At 65.9% G+C, this 16599-nt stretch carries 15 protein-coding genes; 10 read left to right on the top strand and 5 right to left on the bottom strand.

What is annotated here, in order from left to right; genetic code table 11:
* The first annotated feature begins 10 nt into the window (after positions 1-10).
* The 3 genes from J6525_RS34550 to J6525_RS34540 all read left to right on the top strand — a co-directional run bounded on the left by J6525_RS34550 (position 11) and on the right by J6525_RS34540 (position 2233).
* A complete protein-coding gene (locus tag J6525_RS34550; RefSeq protein ID WP_225648011.1) occupies positions 11-910 on the top strand; it encodes a transglutaminase family protein in 900 nt (299 codons plus the stop codon).
* A gap of 2 nt (positions 911-912) precedes the next feature.
* On the top strand, positions 913-1725 hold the full coding sequence (locus J6525_RS34545) for a transglutaminase-like domain-containing protein (RefSeq protein ID WP_225648010.1): 813 nt from the start codon (positions 913-915) through the stop codon (positions 1723-1725).
* Positions 1726-1834: 109 nt separating this feature from the next.
* The gene (locus tag J6525_RS34540; protein ID WP_225648028.1) at positions 1835-2233 is read left to right on the top strand and encodes a gamma-glutamylcyclotransferase family protein; all 399 of its coding nucleotides are present in this window, start codon (positions 1835-1837) and stop codon (positions 2231-2233) included.
* Between the two features lie 155 nt (positions 2234-2388).
* On the opposite strand, the gene J6525_RS34535 is transcribed toward J6525_RS34540, so the two are convergent.
* Positions 2389-2943 carry a chlorite dismutase family protein gene (locus tag J6525_RS34535; RefSeq protein ID WP_076827947.1) on the bottom strand — a complete coding sequence of 185 codons (555 nt, stop codon included), beginning with the start codon at positions 2941-2943 and terminating at the stop codon, positions 2389-2391.
* A 210-nt stretch (positions 2944-3153) separates the two neighbouring features.
* Here J6525_RS34535 and dnaG point away from each other — a divergent pair, with 210 nt between their 5' ends.
* Both dnaG and rpoD read left to right on the top strand, forming a co-directional pair.
* Positions 3154-5175 carry a DNA primase gene (gene dnaG / locus J6525_RS34530; protein WP_225648009.1) on the top strand — a complete coding sequence of 674 codons (2022 nt, stop codon included), beginning with the start codon at positions 3154-3156 and terminating at the stop codon, positions 5173-5175.
* Positions 5176-5428: 253 nt separating this feature from the next.
* Positions 5429-7561, top strand: a complete 2133-nt coding sequence (gene rpoD, locus J6525_RS34525; protein WP_057018061.1) for an RNA polymerase sigma factor RpoD — start codon at positions 5429-5431, stop codon at positions 7559-7561.
* Here rpoD and J6525_RS34520 read toward each other — a convergent pair.
* The 3 genes from J6525_RS34520 to J6525_RS34510 form a co-directional block, all read right to left on the bottom strand.
* Positions 7558-7740: a hypothetical protein gene (locus J6525_RS34520; RefSeq protein ID WP_225648008.1), complete on the bottom strand. Its 183-nt coding sequence runs from the start codon at positions 7738-7740 to the stop codon at positions 7558-7560. The two genes, rpoD and J6525_RS34520, sit on opposite strands and share 4 nt — an antisense overlap.
* 54 nt (positions 7741-7794) lie before the next feature.
* The gene (locus J6525_RS34515) at positions 7795-8031 is read right to left on the bottom strand and encodes a hypothetical protein (protein ID WP_026192271.1); all 237 of its coding nucleotides are present in this window, start codon (positions 8029-8031) and stop codon (positions 7795-7797) included.
* Between the two features lie 170 nt (positions 8032-8201).
* On the bottom strand, positions 8202-11006 hold the full coding sequence (locus J6525_RS34510; RefSeq protein WP_225648007.1) for a CHAT domain-containing protein: 2805 nt from the start codon (positions 11004-11006) through the stop codon (positions 8202-8204).
* Positions 11007-11519: 513 nt separating this feature from the next.
* Between J6525_RS34510 and J6525_RS34505 the strand changes: the two genes are divergently transcribed.
* The 3 genes from J6525_RS34505 to J6525_RS34495 all read left to right on the top strand — a co-directional run bounded on the left by J6525_RS34505 (position 11520) and on the right by J6525_RS34495 (position 13910).
* On the top strand, positions 11520-11930 hold the full coding sequence (locus J6525_RS34505) for an ester cyclase (RefSeq protein ID WP_092087464.1): 411 nt from the start codon (positions 11520-11522) through the stop codon (positions 11928-11930).
* 167 nt (positions 11931-12097) lie between these two features.
* On the top strand, positions 12098-12904 hold the full coding sequence (locus tag J6525_RS34500) for a lytic murein transglycosylase (RefSeq protein WP_225648006.1): 807 nt from the start codon (positions 12098-12100) through the stop codon (positions 12902-12904).
* Between the two features lie 157 nt (positions 12905-13061).
* Positions 13062-13910, top strand: a complete 849-nt coding sequence (locus J6525_RS34495) for an FRG domain-containing protein (protein WP_076827937.1) — start codon at positions 13062-13064, stop codon at positions 13908-13910.
* A 228-nt stretch (positions 13911-14138) separates the two neighbouring features.
* Here J6525_RS34495 and J6525_RS34490 read toward each other — a convergent pair whose 3' ends face one another.
* Positions 14139-15008 carry an SDR family NAD(P)-dependent oxidoreductase gene (locus tag J6525_RS34490; protein ID WP_092087469.1) on the bottom strand — a complete coding sequence of 290 codons (870 nt, stop codon included), beginning with the start codon at positions 15006-15008 and terminating at the stop codon, positions 14139-14141.
* Positions 15009-15167: 159 nt separating this feature from the next.
* Between J6525_RS34490 and J6525_RS34485 the strand changes: the two genes are divergently transcribed.
* Both J6525_RS34485 and J6525_RS34480 read left to right on the top strand, forming a co-directional pair.
* The gene (locus J6525_RS34485) at positions 15168-15572 is read left to right on the top strand and encodes a response regulator (RefSeq protein ID WP_092087471.1); all 405 of its coding nucleotides are present in this window, start codon (positions 15168-15170) and stop codon (positions 15570-15572) included.
* A gap of 115 nt (positions 15573-15687) precedes the next feature.
* Entirely contained in the window at positions 15688-16299 is a 612-nt protein-coding gene (locus J6525_RS34480) for a LysE family translocator (RefSeq protein ID WP_225648005.1), read from the top strand.
* The last annotated feature ends 300 nt before the right edge of the window (positions 16300-16599 follow it).

Below are 16599 nucleotides of genomic sequence, written 5' to 3'. Positions count from 1 at the left end.
TTGTTTGAAGATGCCGCTGCTGACTATTCATCACAAGACCGTTTATCGCTACGCGCGCCCGGTGGCGTTCGGCGAGCACCGCATCATGCTGCGCCCCCGTGACGGCCATGATCTGCGCGTGCTCGACAGCGCACTCGTGATCGATCCACAGCCGATGTCGCTGCGCTGGATCCACGACGTGTTCGGCAACAGCATGGCGATCGCCGCCTTCGACGAGCGCGCCGACATGCTGTCATTCGTCTCGACCGCGACGGTGGAGCACAATCCGGCCGATACGTTCGCGCTGACGCCGGACGATCCCGCCTATTTCTATCCGTTCCTCTACGACGATGAGGAATTCCCCGACCTGCAGCAATTCATCACGCCGCAATATGGCGACCCGAACGGCGAGCTGTCGGCCTGGGCGCGGCGCTTCCTCGATGTCGAGGCGCCGACGCCGACTTTCAAGATCCTCAGCGGCATGACCCACGGCATCCGCGAGGCGTTCAGCTATCGCAAGCGCTACGAGCAGGGCACCCAGCATCCGCTCGACACGCTGCGCACGCAGTCCGGCACCTGCCGCGACTATGCGCTGTTCATGATCGAGGCGCTGCGCCGGCTCGGCGTCGCCGCGCGCTTCGTCTCCGGCTATCTCGCGATGCCGCCCGGCAGCGCGCACGGCTATGTCGGCGGCGGCTCGACCCATGCCTGGGTGCAGGTCTATCTGCCGAGCGCGGGCTGGATCGAATTCGATCCGACCAACGGCATCGTCGGAACGCGCGATCTGATCCGCGTCGCGGTGGCGCGCGATCCGCGCCAGGCGATCCCGCTGCATGGCGTCTATCTCGGCGCGGCGGATGCCTTTCTCGGCATGGATATCGACATCAAGGTGGTCTCGGTCGGCGAGAACGCGGAGCAGGAGACGGCCTGACGATGCAGATCAAGGTCGGCTTCGAGATCACCTACACGGCGGCGCAGCCGACCCCGATGGTGATCATGCTGTCGATCCATCCGTCGCGCTACGCCGACATCGTCGGCACCGAGCGCCTTTCGACCGAGCCGGACGTGCCGATCGGCCTCTATCGCGACGGCTTTGGCAATGTCTGCGGGCGGCTCGTTGCCCCCGGCGGTGGCGTCACCTTCCGCGGCAGCGCGCTGGTGCGCGATTCCGGACTGCCTGACATCGTCAATCCGGCGGCGCAGCAGCTGCCGGTCGATCAATTGCCCGACGATATGCTGCTCTATTTGATGCCGAGCCGATATTGCGAGACCGACAAGCTGACCGATGTCGCCTGGTCGCTGTTCGGCAACACACCGCAGGGCTGGGCGCGGGTGCAGGCGATCACCGATTTCGTGCACAACCACGTGACGTTCGGCTATCAGCACGCCCATCACATGAAGTCGGCGCACGACGTCTATGAAAGCCGCGCCGGCGTCTGCCGCGACTTCGCGCATCTGGCGCTCACCTTCTGCCGCTGCATGGGCATTCCGGCGCGCTACTGCACCGGCTATCTCGGCGACATCGGCGTGCCGCCGGACCCCGCGCCGATGGATTTCTCCGGCTGGTTCGAGGTCTATCTGTCGGGCCAGTGGTACACCTTCGATGCCCGCCACAACACCCCGCGGATCGGCCGCATCCTGATGGCAACCGGCCGCGACGCCGCCGACGTCGCCCTCACCACGAGCTTCGGCCGCATGACGCTGACGAAGTTCGTCGTCGTGACCGATGAGGTGGCGGTGGCCTAGCGTCCCCCAGGATTTTCTGTCATTCCGGGATGGTGCGTTAGCACCAGACCCGGAATCTCGAGATTCCAGGTCTGGTCCTTCGGACCATCCCGGAATGACAACTGAACCCATGACCTCCGATCTTCTCTTCGTCTACGGCACGCTGATGCGCGGCTTCGACCATCCGATGGCGAAGCTGCTCGCGGGCAATGCCGAATTCCTCGGGCCGGCGCAGTGCCGCGGCCGGCTCTATCTGGTGAAGCATTATCCGGGCCTCGTGGTGTCGGACGATCCGGCCGACATCGTGCATGGTGAGCTGTTCCGCTTGCGGGAGCGCGAGGCCATGCTGCGTGAATTCGACATGTACGAAGCCTGCGGCGAAGGCTTTCCGCCGCCGACCGAATATGTCCGCGAGATGCTCAAGGTCACGCTCGCCGACGGCAGCGTGAGCGAGGCGTGGACCTATCTCTACAACTGGCCGGTCACCGAGCTGCCGCGGATCGCGTCAGGAAAATTCCTCGAGCATTAGCGCTCGGACGTACCGCATGTTTCGTCATGCCCGGGCTTGACCCGGGCATCCATCTCACTTCGCAATAGTCATTCTTTTGATGGATTGCCGGGTCATAGGCGAGCGGAAGCGACGCCGTCATTCTGACGGCTGTGCCGGCCACGACGAAAGAGAAGTCAATCCTCCCGCACCACGCGGATATCGACCTCGCGCTCGACATAGCTCCATTCCTCGGTCGCGCGCAGCATGCCGACCAGTTCGTCGAACAGGGTGACGTGGTCGGGGGCGAACTCGAACCAGGTCAGGAAGTCGAAGGGCATGCCGAGGTCGCGCGAATGAAACAGCTGGCGGGCGATCGCGGGGAGGAATTTCAGGGTGCCTTCGATGTGGTGCGACTTGTCCTCGAAGATCTTGCGGCGCTCCTCCTGCGTCAGCTCCCACCACGCCGCGGATTTCCTGATTGGGATCAGCGCTGCGTGGGTTGCCTCGCTGCGGCCGAGCCCGGCCTGCACGGCCAAGAGCTTCTCGCGCTCCTCCTTCTCGGTGTAGCGCAGGTGGCTGGCGACGCCGGCGAGCCGCCAGGAGGTCTGCGCCGGCAGCAGCGGTAGCGCGATCGATTCGCTCGCAACGATCGACAGCGCCGCGACCTTCGGCAGCGTCTCGCCCTTCACCCGCGTGATGGACGTGACCTGCCAGCCGCCGCTCTGTCCGCCTCTGAATGTCGTGAACATGGCCTATCCAATCCCGGAAGCGGGGAGGGGGCAAGCTTGCCGCACAGGCTCTCCACCGTGGATTTGGGGGTAGCCCGCTCGACGGAGCCGTGACGGGCCAGACCTGTGAATAGCCCGGAAAAGCCCCACATTGTTCGGCATGGCGGGCCGTGCCGCTATATGGCTAACCGGTTGTCCGCGATTCGCCGCCCGAGCCCAAAATCCTGACTGATGCGTTTCACGCCCGAATTCCTCGATGAGCTGCGCGCCCGGCTTCCGGTCTCGGAAGTCGTGGGCAGGCGCGTCAAGCTCAAGAAGGCCGGCCGGGAGTGGAAGGGGCTGTCGCCGTTCCAGCAGGAGAAGACGCCGTCATTCTTCGTCAACGACCAGAAGCAGGCCTGGTTCGACTTCTCGTCCGGGCTGAACGGCAACATCTTCGACTTCCTGATGAAGACCGAGGGGGTGACTTTCCCCGAGGCGGTGGAACGTCTCGCCGCGATGGCGGGTGTCCCGCTGCCGGCGGTGACGCCCGACGCTGCGCGGCACGAGCAGCACCGCCGCACCCTGCACGACGTGATGGAACTGGCGACCAAGTTCTTCGCCGACACGCTGGCCTCGCGCGGCGGCGCCAAGGCGCGCGGCTATCTCGCCGACCGCGCCATCTCGCCGGCGACCCAGCTTCAGTTCCGGATGGGCTATGCGCCGCCGGACCGCTTCGCGCTGAAGGAGCATCTGGGCGCGTCAGGCATCTCCACCGAGGACATGGTGGAGGCGGGGCTGCTGGTGTCCGGCGAGGACAAGCCGGTGCCGTTCGATCGCTTCCGCGACCGCGTCATGTTCCCGATCACGGATGCCCGCGGCCGCGTCATCGCGTTCGGCGGGCGTGCGCTCGAAAAGGACGTTCCGGCAAAGTACCTGAACTCGCCGGAAACCACGCTGTTTCACAAGGGCGACAATCTCTACAATCTGTTCACCGCGCGGCAGGCCGCGCATGACGGCGCGCAGCTGATCGTCGTCGAGGGCTATGTCGACGTCATCGCGATGGTCACGTCGGGCTTTCCCGGCGCCGTCGCGCCGCTCGGCACCGCGCTGACCGAGAACCAGCTCGGCCTGCTCTGGAAGATGGTCGACGAGCCGATCCTCTGCTTCGACGGCGACCGCGCCGGCCAGAAGGCGGCTTATCGTGCTGCCGACCTTGCCTTGCCGCAGCTCAAGCCGGGCAAGAGCCTGCGGATTGCGCTGCTGCCGGAAGGGCAGGACCCCGACGATCTCGCCCGCTCCGGCGGCCGCGGCGCGATCGAGGACGTGATCTCGGCCGCGCGTCCGCTCGCCGAAATGATCTGGTCGCGCGAGATCGAGGGCGGCAGTTTCGATACGCCCGAGCGCCGCGCCGCGCTGGAGGCGCGGATCGGCGAGCTCACCAATGGCATCCGCGACGAGGTGGTGCGCCGCTATTACCGGCAGGACCTGCAGGAGCGGCTGCAGCGCAATTTTGCGCCCGAGGGCGGCCGCGGCGGTTATGGCCGCGGCGGCTACGGAAGGGGCAATTTCGGCGGCGGCCGCGGCGGCGAATCACCCCGCCAGTTTGCCCCCCGGGGACCTGCCCAAAACGGCCGACAAGGGGGCCCGCAGGGCGGCCGGTTCGGTGCCACCCCCGGGATTTCACGGGGTCCCTATCAGGCCGCCAGCCCCCAGTTGGCCAACAGCCCGATCATGCGCGGCCAGCGCAGCGCGATCTCGCGCCGCGAGGCCCTGATCCTGCAATCCCTGATCAACCACCCCTGGCTGCTGCACGACCATCTCGAGGAGGTGGCGGCGCTGGAGCTCGGCCATCCCGAGGCCCACAAGCTCAGGGCCGCCATCATCGCCGCCTTTGCCCACGACCATCACCATTCCCCCGACGCCGAGGAGCAGGCCGAGAAGATGCGGGCCGACCTCGAAGCGGGCGGATTATCCCCGATTCTTCAAAGGGTTGAGCGGGCGATCACAACCCAGGCGGTGTGGGGCGCGCAGGTCGGCGCGGCGCGCGAGGATGTTTTATCAACCTGGCGTCAACTCGTTGCCTTGCATCAGAAAACCCACGCCTTACTTAGGGAAAGAAAAGATGCGGAAGCGGCCTTGGCTGAAGACTCCAGCGAGGCCAATCTGGCATGGTTGCAGGATATCCAGGCCCGGATGGCAGAAGCCGACGGGACCGAAGCCCTGATTGAAGGGTTCGGCGAATTATCGGGCCGGTTCCAGCGTAATGTCTGATAACAAAAATGCTGCGGACGGCGCTGGCCGCACCCGCAAAAAGACTCGCCAAATCCATGGTTTGGCTGCAAAAACAGGGTTAAGCGAAACTTAATAGCCTCGCGGCTATTTCAAGATGGAAACCGTCGAGACGGATGACAGGGGTGGCGAGATATTGCGCCGCCCTTTGTGCGTCGAGAGAGTAAATCTAGATTTCATGCGGATGCGCGTGCGTGGCGCCATTTTGCATGACCGCGTTTCGGGAGCTTAGTGAATGGCCACCAAGGCAAAGACGCTGCAGGTTAAGGACAAGGAAAAAGACGACAAGGCAGCGGATGCTCCTGAGAAGGATGCCGCTGACGCGCCGTCGCCGTTGCTCGACCTGTCGGATGCCGCGGTGAAGAAGATGATCAAGCAGGCCAAGAAGCGCGGCTTCGTGACCTTCGATCAGCTCAACGAAGTGCTGCCCTCCGATACGACGTCGCCCGAACAGATCGAAGACATCATGTCGATGCTGTCCGACATGGGCATCAACGTCACCGAGGCCGACGATAGCGAAGGCGAGGACGAGAAGGACGACGGCGACGACGAGACCGATAACGAGCTCGTCGAGGTCACGCAGAAGGCCGTCACCGAGGTCAAGAAGTCGGAGCCCGGCGAGCGCACCGACGATCCCGTGCGCATGTATCTGCGCGAGATGGGCACCGTCGAGCTGCTGTCGCGCGAAGGCGAAATCGCGATTGCAAAACGCATCGAGGCCGGCCGCGAGGCGATGATCGCGGGCCTCTGCGAAAGCCCGCTGACCTTCCAGGCCATCATCATCTGGCGCGATGAGCTCAACGAAGGAAAGATCTTCCTCCGCGACATCATCGATCTCGAAGCCACCTATGCCGGCCCCGAGTCCAAGGGCGGCATCAATCCGAACCTGATCGGCAACAACGGCGCCGAGGGTGCCGCCGCTGAGGGCAATGGCGGCGACGCGCAGGCCGGTGCGCCGGCCCATGTCGCGCCGCCGGCAGCGCCGCCGTCGCCGACCCCGTTCCGCGCCGCGCCCGCCGGTGGCGAAGCCGCCACCGAGGAGAAGGATCCCGCCGAGGCCGCCGCCGAAGGCGACATGGACGACGACGAGTTCGAGAACCAGATGTCGCTCGCCGCGATCGAGGCCGAGCTGAAGCCGAAGGTGGTCGAGACGTTCGACAAGATCGCGTCCGAGTACAAGAAGCTGCGCCGCCTGCAGGAGCAGGACATCGCCAACCAGCTGCAGAGCGAGTCGCTGTCGCCCTCGCAGGAGCGCAAGTACAAGAAGCTGAAGGACGAGATCATCGTCGAGGTGAAGTCGCTGCGCCTCAACCAGGCCCGCATCGATTCGCTGGTCGAGCAGCTCTACGACATCAACAAGAAGCTGGTCTCGTTCGAGGGCCGCCTGCTGCGCCTCGGCGACAGCCACGGCGTCGCGCGCGAGGACTTCCTGCGCAACTACCAGGGCTCCGAGCTCGATCCGCGCTGGCTCAACCGCGTCTCCAAGCTGTCGGCCAAGGGCTGGAAGAACTTCGTCCATCACGAGAAGGACCGCATCAAGGACCTGCGCCACGAGATCCAGTCGCTGGCGGCGCTCACCGGGCTCGAGATCGGCGAATTCCGCAAGATCGTGCACGGCGTGCAGAAGGGCGAGCGCGAGGCCCGTCAGGCCAAGAAGGAGATGGTGGAAGCCAACCTCCGGCTCGTGATCTCGATCGCCAAGAAGTACACCAACCGCGGCCTGCAGTTCCTCGACCTGATCCAGGAAGGCAATATCGGCCTGATGAAGGCGGTCGATAAGTTCGAATATCGCCGCGGCTACAAGTTCTCGACCTACGCCACCTGGTGGATCCGGCAGGCGATCACCCGTTCGATCGCCGACCAGGCCCGCACCATCCGCATCCCCGTGCACATGATCGAGACGATCAACAAGATCGTCCGCACCTCGCGCCAGATGCTGAACGAGATCGGCCGCGAGCCGACCCCGGAAGAGCTCGCCGAGAAGCTCGGCATGCCGCTCGAGAAGGTGCGCAAGGTTCTCAAGATCGCCAAGGAGCCGCTGTCGCTCGAAACGCCTGTGGGCGATGAAGAGGATTCGCATCTCGGCGATTTCATCGAGGACAAGAACGCGATCCTGCCGATCGATGCTGCTATCCAGTCCAACCTGCGCGAGACCACGACGCGCGTGCTGGCCTCGCTCACCCCGCGCGAGGAGCGCGTGCTGCGCATGCGCTTCGGCATCGGCATGAACACCGACCACACGCTGGAAGAAGTCGGCCAGCAGTTCTCGGTCACCCGCGAGCGCATCCGCCAGATCGAGGCCAAGGCGCTGCGCAAGCTGAAGCACCCGTCGCGGTCGCGGAAGCTGCGGAGCTTCCTGGATAACTAATATTTCCGATTGTCATTGCCGGGCTCGACCCGGCAATCCATCGAGACAACAACGGCGGGCCAAGGCCCGCCGTTTTCATTTTGATCCGTCTCCGACGTCATTGCGAGGAGCTCGGCGACAAAATTGCGAAGCAATTTTGCGCTGAAGCGACGAAGCAATCCATACTGCGCCTGCAGCACGATGGATTGCTTCGCTGCGCTCGCAATGACGTGGATAGAACTAACTGGACGCCGCTACTTCTTCTTTGCGCCGACGCGCTCGATGGACTTGATCTCGAGCGGCGGGCGGCCGCCCTTTTCGGCGATCTCGCGGTCCTGCTCGCGCAGGAAGGCACGCACCGGCTCGTCGCCGTCGAGCCCGCCAATGAGCTCCGACGGTACGCGGCGATTGGAGCGCTGCGAGCCGTCTTCATAGAAGACGTTGAAGAAGGCGAATTCGCCTTTGGGATTGGTCCCGGGTTTTTTCGGCATGCGCGGCTTGTCCTCGATCGGGGCGCCGCTGTCAAAGCAAATCGCCTGCGCCCGCGCGCCGGTCTGCCCTGCGCGATGGGGTTGCGTGCGGCCCTTGCGCAACGCCGGGCGCAGTTCGGCCCTGCCTGCGCTCGCGGCGCCCGTCCGGTCACATCAACGACATATGCGGCTCAGCCCTCGAACAGCACGAACGCCGCCCACGCGCTGGCGTCGCCCGCGCCCGCGACCTTGCCGTCGCGCGCATCGCGCCTCGTCTGGCGCAGCGCATCGGAATAGGTCAGGCCCTCGGCCAGGTGCTCGTAGAACCGCACGGTGAAATTCGCGGTGCCCTCGTCGGCGACCGGCCACAACGTCAGCAGTGCCCGCCGCGCGCCGGCGATGCCGAGCGCGGTCGGCAGGCCGCGTAGGCCGCTGACGAAGCTCTCGTCGCCGCGGCCGGTCTCGCAGGCCGACAGCACCAGGAGGTCGAGCCCGGACAGGTCCCAATCCATCAATTCGAAGGCATAGAGATAGCCGTCGTTCTCGTCGCGCAGCGGAAATCGGCCGTCGCCGGCGCCCGACAGCACGATGCCGCTCTGCCACAGCGTATCGAGGCCGGATGCCGTGCCGTCGCGATAGAAGCCGTGCGTCGCCAGATGCGCGATGCGCGCCTTGCCGATCGCCGCGCGCAGCGTGCCTTCGCTGACGCCGCGTCCGGTCAGCATCTCGACCGGCGCGCCGCGGGTGCGGGCGAGTTTGGCGATCGCCTCGATCTCGGTTCGGGTCGCGGGCAGCGGCATCGGCCCCGGCTCGCCATATTCGATGTCGCCGGCGAGCAGCATCGCCCCTCGCTGATCGAGCGTCTCGCGCGCATGGATCGCGATCAGCGCATCGGGGCTGGTCAGCATCCGGATCGTGAACTTGTCCTCCAGCAGGCCGCCGCCACTGCCGGGCAGCAGCGCGAACGGCACGGCAAACAGGAAACCGTCGGGCACGACATAGAGCGTGGTCTTGTCCTTCAGCAGCGGCTCCAGCGGCGCGAACAGCCGCGCCCGCAGGTTCTGAAAGCGGCCCTTGACGTCGGGCGCGTGCGTGTCGGGGTCAGGCACGGTGGCCCGCGTCGCGCGCAGCCGCGCGATCTCGGTGCGCACGCGGGTGTCGACCATGCGGCCGGGATCGCCGAGATCGACCACGCGCGGCTCGCTCGTTGCGGTCTCGACGATGGCGTAGAGCACCGTCGCCGCCAGCGGGTCTTTCGCCTGGCGATCCGCCTTCCATTGCCGCGTGATGAAATAGTTGACCACGGCTTCCCGCGCCGCGAGCAGCTGTGACGGACGTATCGGGTCTTGCGGCAGCTTGATGCCGATCGCATCGAGCCGCTTCTGCAGCGCCTTCTCGGCGGCGTCCTGCCGCCCCCACACCGACCTCGCCCAGTCGTCGATATTGCCCGACGAGAACAGCTCCTGTTTCTCGCCGTTAAGCCGGAGCGCCGTCCGCAGCAGCGTCGCGGTCTCCTCGTCCTTGCCGGCGACCTCCGTCTCGAGCTGGCGCAGCGCCGTGGCGTCGGCGCCGCCGAGCGTCTTCCAGCGCAGCACGGCGGCGGCAAAGGCCGGCTGCGCCGCGGCCGAGCCGGCGCCGGTGGCGAAGCGGCCGAACGCGAACAAGAGATGGTCGGCATGGGCGCGGATCGCTTCGGCGACGGCGCGATCGCCCGACGTGCCGACCTCGCGCTTCATCCAGTCGAACATCTCGCGGTCGAGCGCGGCGAAGGCCTGTACCGCGCGGGTCGGATCGGTTGCGATCACCGCGGTCGCGATGCCGAGCTTGATCTCGAAGCTGATCGGATGTTGCGCCGTGAAGGCGCGGGTCGAGATCGCCAGCGCGGTCTCGCGCAGCCGCATCCCCTTGTCCCGCTCGCTGCGCTGCTCGCGTTGGCCGGCAGCCAGCACCGCGGATTTGATGCGCAGGAAATCCGCAAAATTCGCCTCATTGGCGACGATCGCCTCCAGCCGCCCCAGATCGGCCGGCGCGATCACGGCGTCGCCGGCGGCGCGCATGTCGGTGTAGAACAGCCAGGCATCGGCCTGTCCGGCAAAGCTCGGATCCTTCGGCGCCATCGCGGCCGCGATCGCGCGGTGGCGGCGGAAATAGCGGCGGGCGTCGTCGAAGCGGCCGAGATTGAGGAAATCCTGGCCGGCATTGTTGACCGTCACCAGCGTGTTGAGATGGTTCTCGCCATAATGTTCGGCGCGCTTCTCGATCGCGAACAGATCGAGCTCGAGCGCCTTCGCGGGCGCGCCGATCTCGCGCAGCATGTCGGCATAATTGTTGGCGAGCTTCCAGGTGGTGCGGTGGTCGGGCCCCAGCGCCTTCTCCGCTCGCTCGAAATTGTGCCGGCCCAGATTCGTCGCCGACGCCGCCGAGCCGTTGGCGGACAGCGCGACCGCGAGCTTGTCGTTCGCGATCAGCGATTCCTCGGAGCCTTCGCCCCAATAGGCGTTGAACGTCGCGATCGCCTTCATGTAGAGCAGAACGGCTTCGGCGATCCTGGCGTGGTCGGACAGCAGGATCGCGTACATCAGCAGCACGTCGGCACTGCCGGGCGGCCGTTGCGCGGCCGCCTTGCTCTGGAACGCACGCACGAACAGCTTTTCGGCGAGATCGTCGCGCTTGACCGCGCGCAGCGTCGCGGTCGCGTCGAAATACTGCTCCATGACGAACTGGGCGTCGTCGAGCTTGTCTGCGGCATCCAGTGCTGCAAGCAGCTGTGCATAGCCGGCGTCGATCTTGCCGCTGCGCGTCAGCGCGACGGCGTTCTTCACCTGCGCGGCGATCGCCTGCGTGCTGCCGGCGCCTTGCGCCGGCGCGCGCTTGGCGGGAGCGTTCTGCGCGGCGGCGGTGTCGATCGTCGCGGTCAAGACGGCGCCGAGCGCCATCACGACACCGAGCGATGCGGCGGCCCTGCGCGCGCGTGCGAAACCCCCGGCGATCGTCATCGACAGCACATCCTCATCCCAAAACGCGTCATCGGATGGCGTCCCCAAATGACGGCGGCGTTGCAGCCGGCGTGCCTGGCTTTAGCGGCGTGGCTTTGCATGAACAAGACAGCGCGGCCGGCCGCGTGGCGGAAGCGGCTTGCCCAGACCGTGCTTCTTGGTCGCGGCCGGCGGCTTCGGCGTTCATGTATCGCGTCCGCAAATGCTGCCGTGCGGCGGGTCGCTCGCCGCCGCCGACCGCCGCTTGCAGGTCACCGCCAGTCAAGCCATCGGATGATGTTACCGCCGGTTGCGCCGGCCCGCCTGCCGTTCGCGCAGAGGCGAGGGAGTGGCTGGCGGCGGAGCCGCGCGCCGGCGCACTTTTCCGGCAGCGGTCTTTCGCATCGGCGTGCAAACGAACGACGGCCGAAAGCCGAGCTTTTTCTGACCATCGTCACTTGCGCCATCCCGTCCGATTCGCGTATGAGGCGCATCCCTCTCTTTCTACAACCTTTCCTTCGAGAACCGACGCCGATGTCCAACGCCACAATCGACGCCAACAAGGCGCTCGTGCTCGCGCATTACGACGCCGTGACCAACCGCCACGATCCCGAGGCGATCCGCGCACAGCTGGCGCCCGACTTCTTCGACCATGCGGCGGGCAAGCGGCTGAGCGCCGAGGACGTGATCGCGCATTCGGCCGCGATGCACGAGACCTTCGCCGACCTGTCGGCGGTGGCGGAATGCCTGGTCGCCGAGCGCGACATCGTCGCCGGCCGCTTCGTCTGGCGCGGCCGGCACCGCAGCCCATGGCGCGGCATTGCCCCAACCGGCCGCCACGTCGAATTCCGCGGCATGACGTTCTGGCGGATTCAGGATGGCAGGATTTCCGAGCGCTGGGCGGAGATCGATTTTGTGGGGTTGGAGCGGCAGCTCAGCGGTTGAGCTTCAGCTACGTGCCGATCGGTTGATGGATGCGCCGTGGTCATTCACCGTGCGAACATGGATTGAGGCGCGTAGCTGCCCGCCGAGGATGGAGTGTCGTGCCGACGCTTTGACTGCCTCGTTTGCTCCATGGCATGATCGGCCAATCGAAGCAGGGGGATTTTTGCATGCTCAGGTGTCGTTTGGCGGTTGTGTTCGGCGCCTTGCTGCTTGCCACCCCCTCCTACGCCGCGCGCTGCGGCGGCAGTTTTCCGACCTTCGTCCAGTCGTTCTCGCAGGAGGCGGCGAGCGCCGGCATCCAGCAGGATGTGATCTCCGCGGCGCTCGGCGGCGTGCAGCAGGATGGCGGGGTGCTCGCCTTCGACCGGCGGCAGCGCTACACCTTCAACAAGACGTTCGAGCAGTATGTCGCAACCCGGGTCGGGCCCGGGCGCATCAATGGCGGCCGCGCGATGCTGCAGCGGCACGCCGCGCTGCTCTCGAAGATCGAGCAGCAGTATGGCGTGCCGCGCCAGATCCTGGTCGCGATCTGGGGGCTCGAGACCGATTTCGGCAAGGGCGACATGGGCAAGCTGCCGGTGTTCCGCGTGCTCGCCACGCTGGCGCATGATTGCCGCCGCAGCGACCTGTTCCAGGGCGAGCTGCTCGCCGCGCTCAAGATCGTGCAGCGCGGCGATCTCCGTCTCAACGACATGATCGGCGCCTATGCCGGCGAGATCGGCCAGACGCAATTCCTGCCATCGTCCTACATCAAGTATGGCGTCGATTTCGACGGCGACGGCCATGTCGACCTGCGCCACTCGGTCGCCGACGTGCTGGCCTCGACCGCGAACCTCCTGCACACCAGCGGCTTCAAGATGGGCGCGCCCTACGGCGAGGGCACCGCGAATTTCGAGGCGATGCGCGAGTGGAACAGGGCGGTGATCTATCGCAAGACCATCGGGTATTTTGCCGATCAGCTCGTGGGGCGGTGAGGGCGCGGCGGCCTTGTCCGTCATTGCGAGCGGAGCGAAGCAATCCATCTTTCGGCACATGCGGAACGATGGATTGCTTCCATCGGGCCGCATCACGCATGGAAAAATGGACCTGCGGGCTGCCCCGGAATGACGGGTTGAGAATTCTGGTGTCTCCATGGAAACCATCGGTAGCCAAAAAATCTGGTCGTTCTTCGACCGCCGCGGATGCCAGGTCGCGAAGAACTCGGCGGTGCGGGAGGGGCCGGGCCATCGCGTCGGCTCCTATCTCGAGCTCGCCACCAAGATCGCCGAGCTGCAATTCCTCAACCGCGATCATGTGCTGCTGTTTCGCGGCCAGGGCGCCGACTACAGGAACATCAAGCGCAACTCGTCGCTGAAGCCGACGCTGTTTCGCGGCGGCCGCGGCAATCCCGATCAAGCGACGCTGGTCGGGCGGTTCGATGCGCTGCAACGCGCCGAGCGGATCCTGATCGCCGAATACGCCAGGGAAAAGCTGCTCGGGCTCGAGCGGTTGAAGCGGCATCGCATCCTGCGCTGGTCGATCCTGCAGCATTACGAGGTCTGCACCACGCCGCTGCTCGACGTCACCCATTCGATCCGGATTGCCGCCTCCTTTGCCTCGCTGGCGGAGACCGGCACCGCCTTCCTCTATGTGCTCGGCGTGCCGAATCTGAGCGGCGCGATCACCGCGAGCGCCGAGGCCGGCCTGCAGATCGTGCGCCTCGCCAGCGTCTGCCCGCCGTCGGCGGTGCGGCCGCACATCCAGGAGGGCTATCTGCTCGGCGAGTATCCGGAGATGTCCGGCACCGAGCAGAAGGAAAACTACTTTCCCTACGAGATGGATTTCGGCCGGCGGCTGGTCGCAAAATTCTCGTTCGCGCCGGCGTCGTTCTGGAAGAATGATAATTTTCCGCAGGTGGCGAGGAGCGCGCTCTATCCCTCGGAGCGGAGCGATCCGCTGTTCCGGCTGGCGCTCGGGGTGAAGAAGCAGCTGGGCGGGTAATCTCGTGTCGCGATGACGCGCAGGCGTAAACTCGCAGGCATATGTATGACCCGCAGGCCGCGCAGCATCCCCGGTGTCGTCCCGGGCTTGACCCGGGATCCATAACCACAAATGTCCGTGTTGCACGACGCTGTGGTCCCGGCGTGTCTCACCAACCCGATCCTGTGGTTATGGGTCCCGGCTTTCGCCGGGACGACGGCGGTGCGCGGGTTACTCCGCGCCATCGCGCTACTGGCTCGCCCTCGCGGCATCGCGGGCGATCCGCCGCGCCGCCGTCTTCTCCATCATCCGTTGCATCGTTTTCCAGTAGGTCGCCGGGCGGAAGCGTTGCAGCAGGTCCATGAAGTATGCGTCCTTGCCGATCAGGATGCGCGGCTGGTTCTTCTCGATGCCGGCGATGATGCGCTGCGCGGCCGCGGTCGGCGTGGTCCTGGCCAGCGCGTCGAAGCGCTCGATCGATTCGGCGCGGCGGGCATTGTCGGTGACGCCGGTGCCGGCGCGCGAGTTGCGCGCGATGCTGGTGGCGACGCCGCCCGGATGCACCACGGACAGACGCACCGGGCTGTTCGCCACCGCAAGCTCGTGGCGCAGGCTTTCCGAGAAGCCGCGCACCGCGAACTTGGCCGCACAATAGGCGCTCTGGCCGGGCGGGGCGATGATGCCGAAGATCGAGGAGATGTTGACGATATGCGCCTCGCGCTGCCGCGAAAGCTGCGGCAGGAAGGCGCGGGTGCCGTGCACCACGCCCCAGAAATTGATGTTGAACAGCCATTCCATCTGCGCCTGATCGAACTCGCCGAACTCGCCGAGCAGCGCGACGCCGGCATTGTTGACGACGATGTTGAGCGAGGGATGCGCCGCAACGGCGGCCTCCGCGAACGCCGTGATCTGGTCCGGCTCGCTGACATCGAGCCGATGCACGGTGACCTTGCGCGGGCTCGCTTTCGCGATCTCCGCGGCGGCGGCCTGCAGGCCGGCCTCGTCGCGGTCGGCGATCGCCAGATCGCAGCCGCGCAGCGCCAGTTCATGCGCGAGCGCGCGGCCGATGCCGCTGGCGGCTCCGGTCACGGCAGCGGCGGATCCAGGGATCGCGGTCATGTCAGGTGAGCTCCATCTCAACGGGGTGGTGGTTGCCAAGCGAGGAACACGGCATTTCCACGCTTTTCTCAAATTGGAACTGAACCATCCAGTGATTTTGGGCATTTAATCTATGTTACGCGCTCGAAGCGAAGCATTCAAACCAAGGGAGCCACACCCATGGGACAGTCAAAGCCCTACCGTGCGAAGGCCCTGGTGGTTGAGGACGACCCGATGCAGCGCGAGATGATCGGGCTGCTGCTGGAGGAAAGCGAGTTCGAGGTCATCGCCTGCGAGAGCGCCGAGGCCGCCGAGCTGGTGCTGCAGGGCAACGGCGACAACGTGGTGCTGATGATGACCGACGTCGAATTGGCCGGGCACATGACCGGCATCGAGCTCGCTTATGCCGCGAAGAAGTATAGACCCGATCTCGACGTGATCGTCACCTCGGGCAAGCCGCTGCGGCAGCGCCTGCCCGAAGGCGCCTTGTTCTGGGCCAAGCCCTGGGCGCCGCTGGACGTGATCCGGGTCGCCGAGATGAAGGCGTCGGAGCTTTCGCATCGCGGATGGCGCAGGTCGTCATAACGGGGTGTCGACGCTGGCGCCGGGCGGAGGCCGGCAGCCGCTTCCGCCGTCCCCGTCGCCGTGATATTGGCGGACGATGTCCCGCCCGCCGAGGGTTTGAAGTGACGGATTTAAAGTGACCTGGTCCTTTCTGCTGACGTCGCTGATCGTGGTGGCCTCGCCCGGCACCGGCGTGCTCTATACGCTGGCGGTGGCGCTGACCCGGGGAGCGCGGGCGAGCGTCGCGGCGGCGTTCGGCTGCACGCTCGGGATCGTGCCGCAGATGATCGCGGCGATGCTCGGGCTCGCCGCCATCCTGCACACCAGCGCCGTGGCGTTCGCGGCGCTGAAATGGGGCGGCGTCGTCTATCTGCTCTACATGGCCTGGCAGGCGCTGCGCGAGCGCGGCGCGCTCGCCGTCGACACCGAGATCAAGCCGCGCTCGCGCCGGCGAGTGATCGTGACCGCGATCCTGATCAACATCCTCAATCCGAAGCTGTCGATCTTTTTCCTGGCCTTCCTGCCGCAGTTCATCGCGGTCGACGAGCCGCACCCGCTGGCGCGGATGGTCGAGCTCAGCGGTGTCTTCATGGCGATGACCTTTGCGGTGTTCGCGGTCTACGGGCTGTTCGCCGCCTCGGTGCGTGACCGCGTCATCACCCGGCCGAAGGTGATGGCCTGGCTGCGGCGAAGCTTTGCCGCGGGCTTTGCCCTGCTCGGCGCCAGGCTCGCCTTCGCGGAGCGCTGACGTCGCGGCCGTCACGCCCGGACGCAGGCAATAAAAAAGCAGGCGCTGCGCCTGCTGCCTTGCGCCCCGTGTCAGTTCGGGGCCGATCGAAGTAGGGCCGGTGAATTCGAGGTTGACGTCGCTGCGACCGGTTGTCCCGGTCCGGGTGCCCGGGCAGGGCAAGAGCCGCTACCCGGGCTGGAATTCGTTACTTCTTGGCGGCCTTCTTCTTGGTGGCCTTTTTCGCCTTCGCCTTCTTCGCCTTCTTCGCTTTCTTAGCCATAGTATCCTCTCAGGGTTTCATGGATTGAACGCGACTCC

The organism is Bradyrhizobium australafricanum, assembly GCF_020329495.1.
Lineage (GTDB): Bacteria > Pseudomonadota > Alphaproteobacteria > Rhizobiales > Xanthobacteraceae > Bradyrhizobium > Bradyrhizobium australafricanum.
This window is presented reverse-complemented; position numbering and strand designations above follow the sequence as displayed.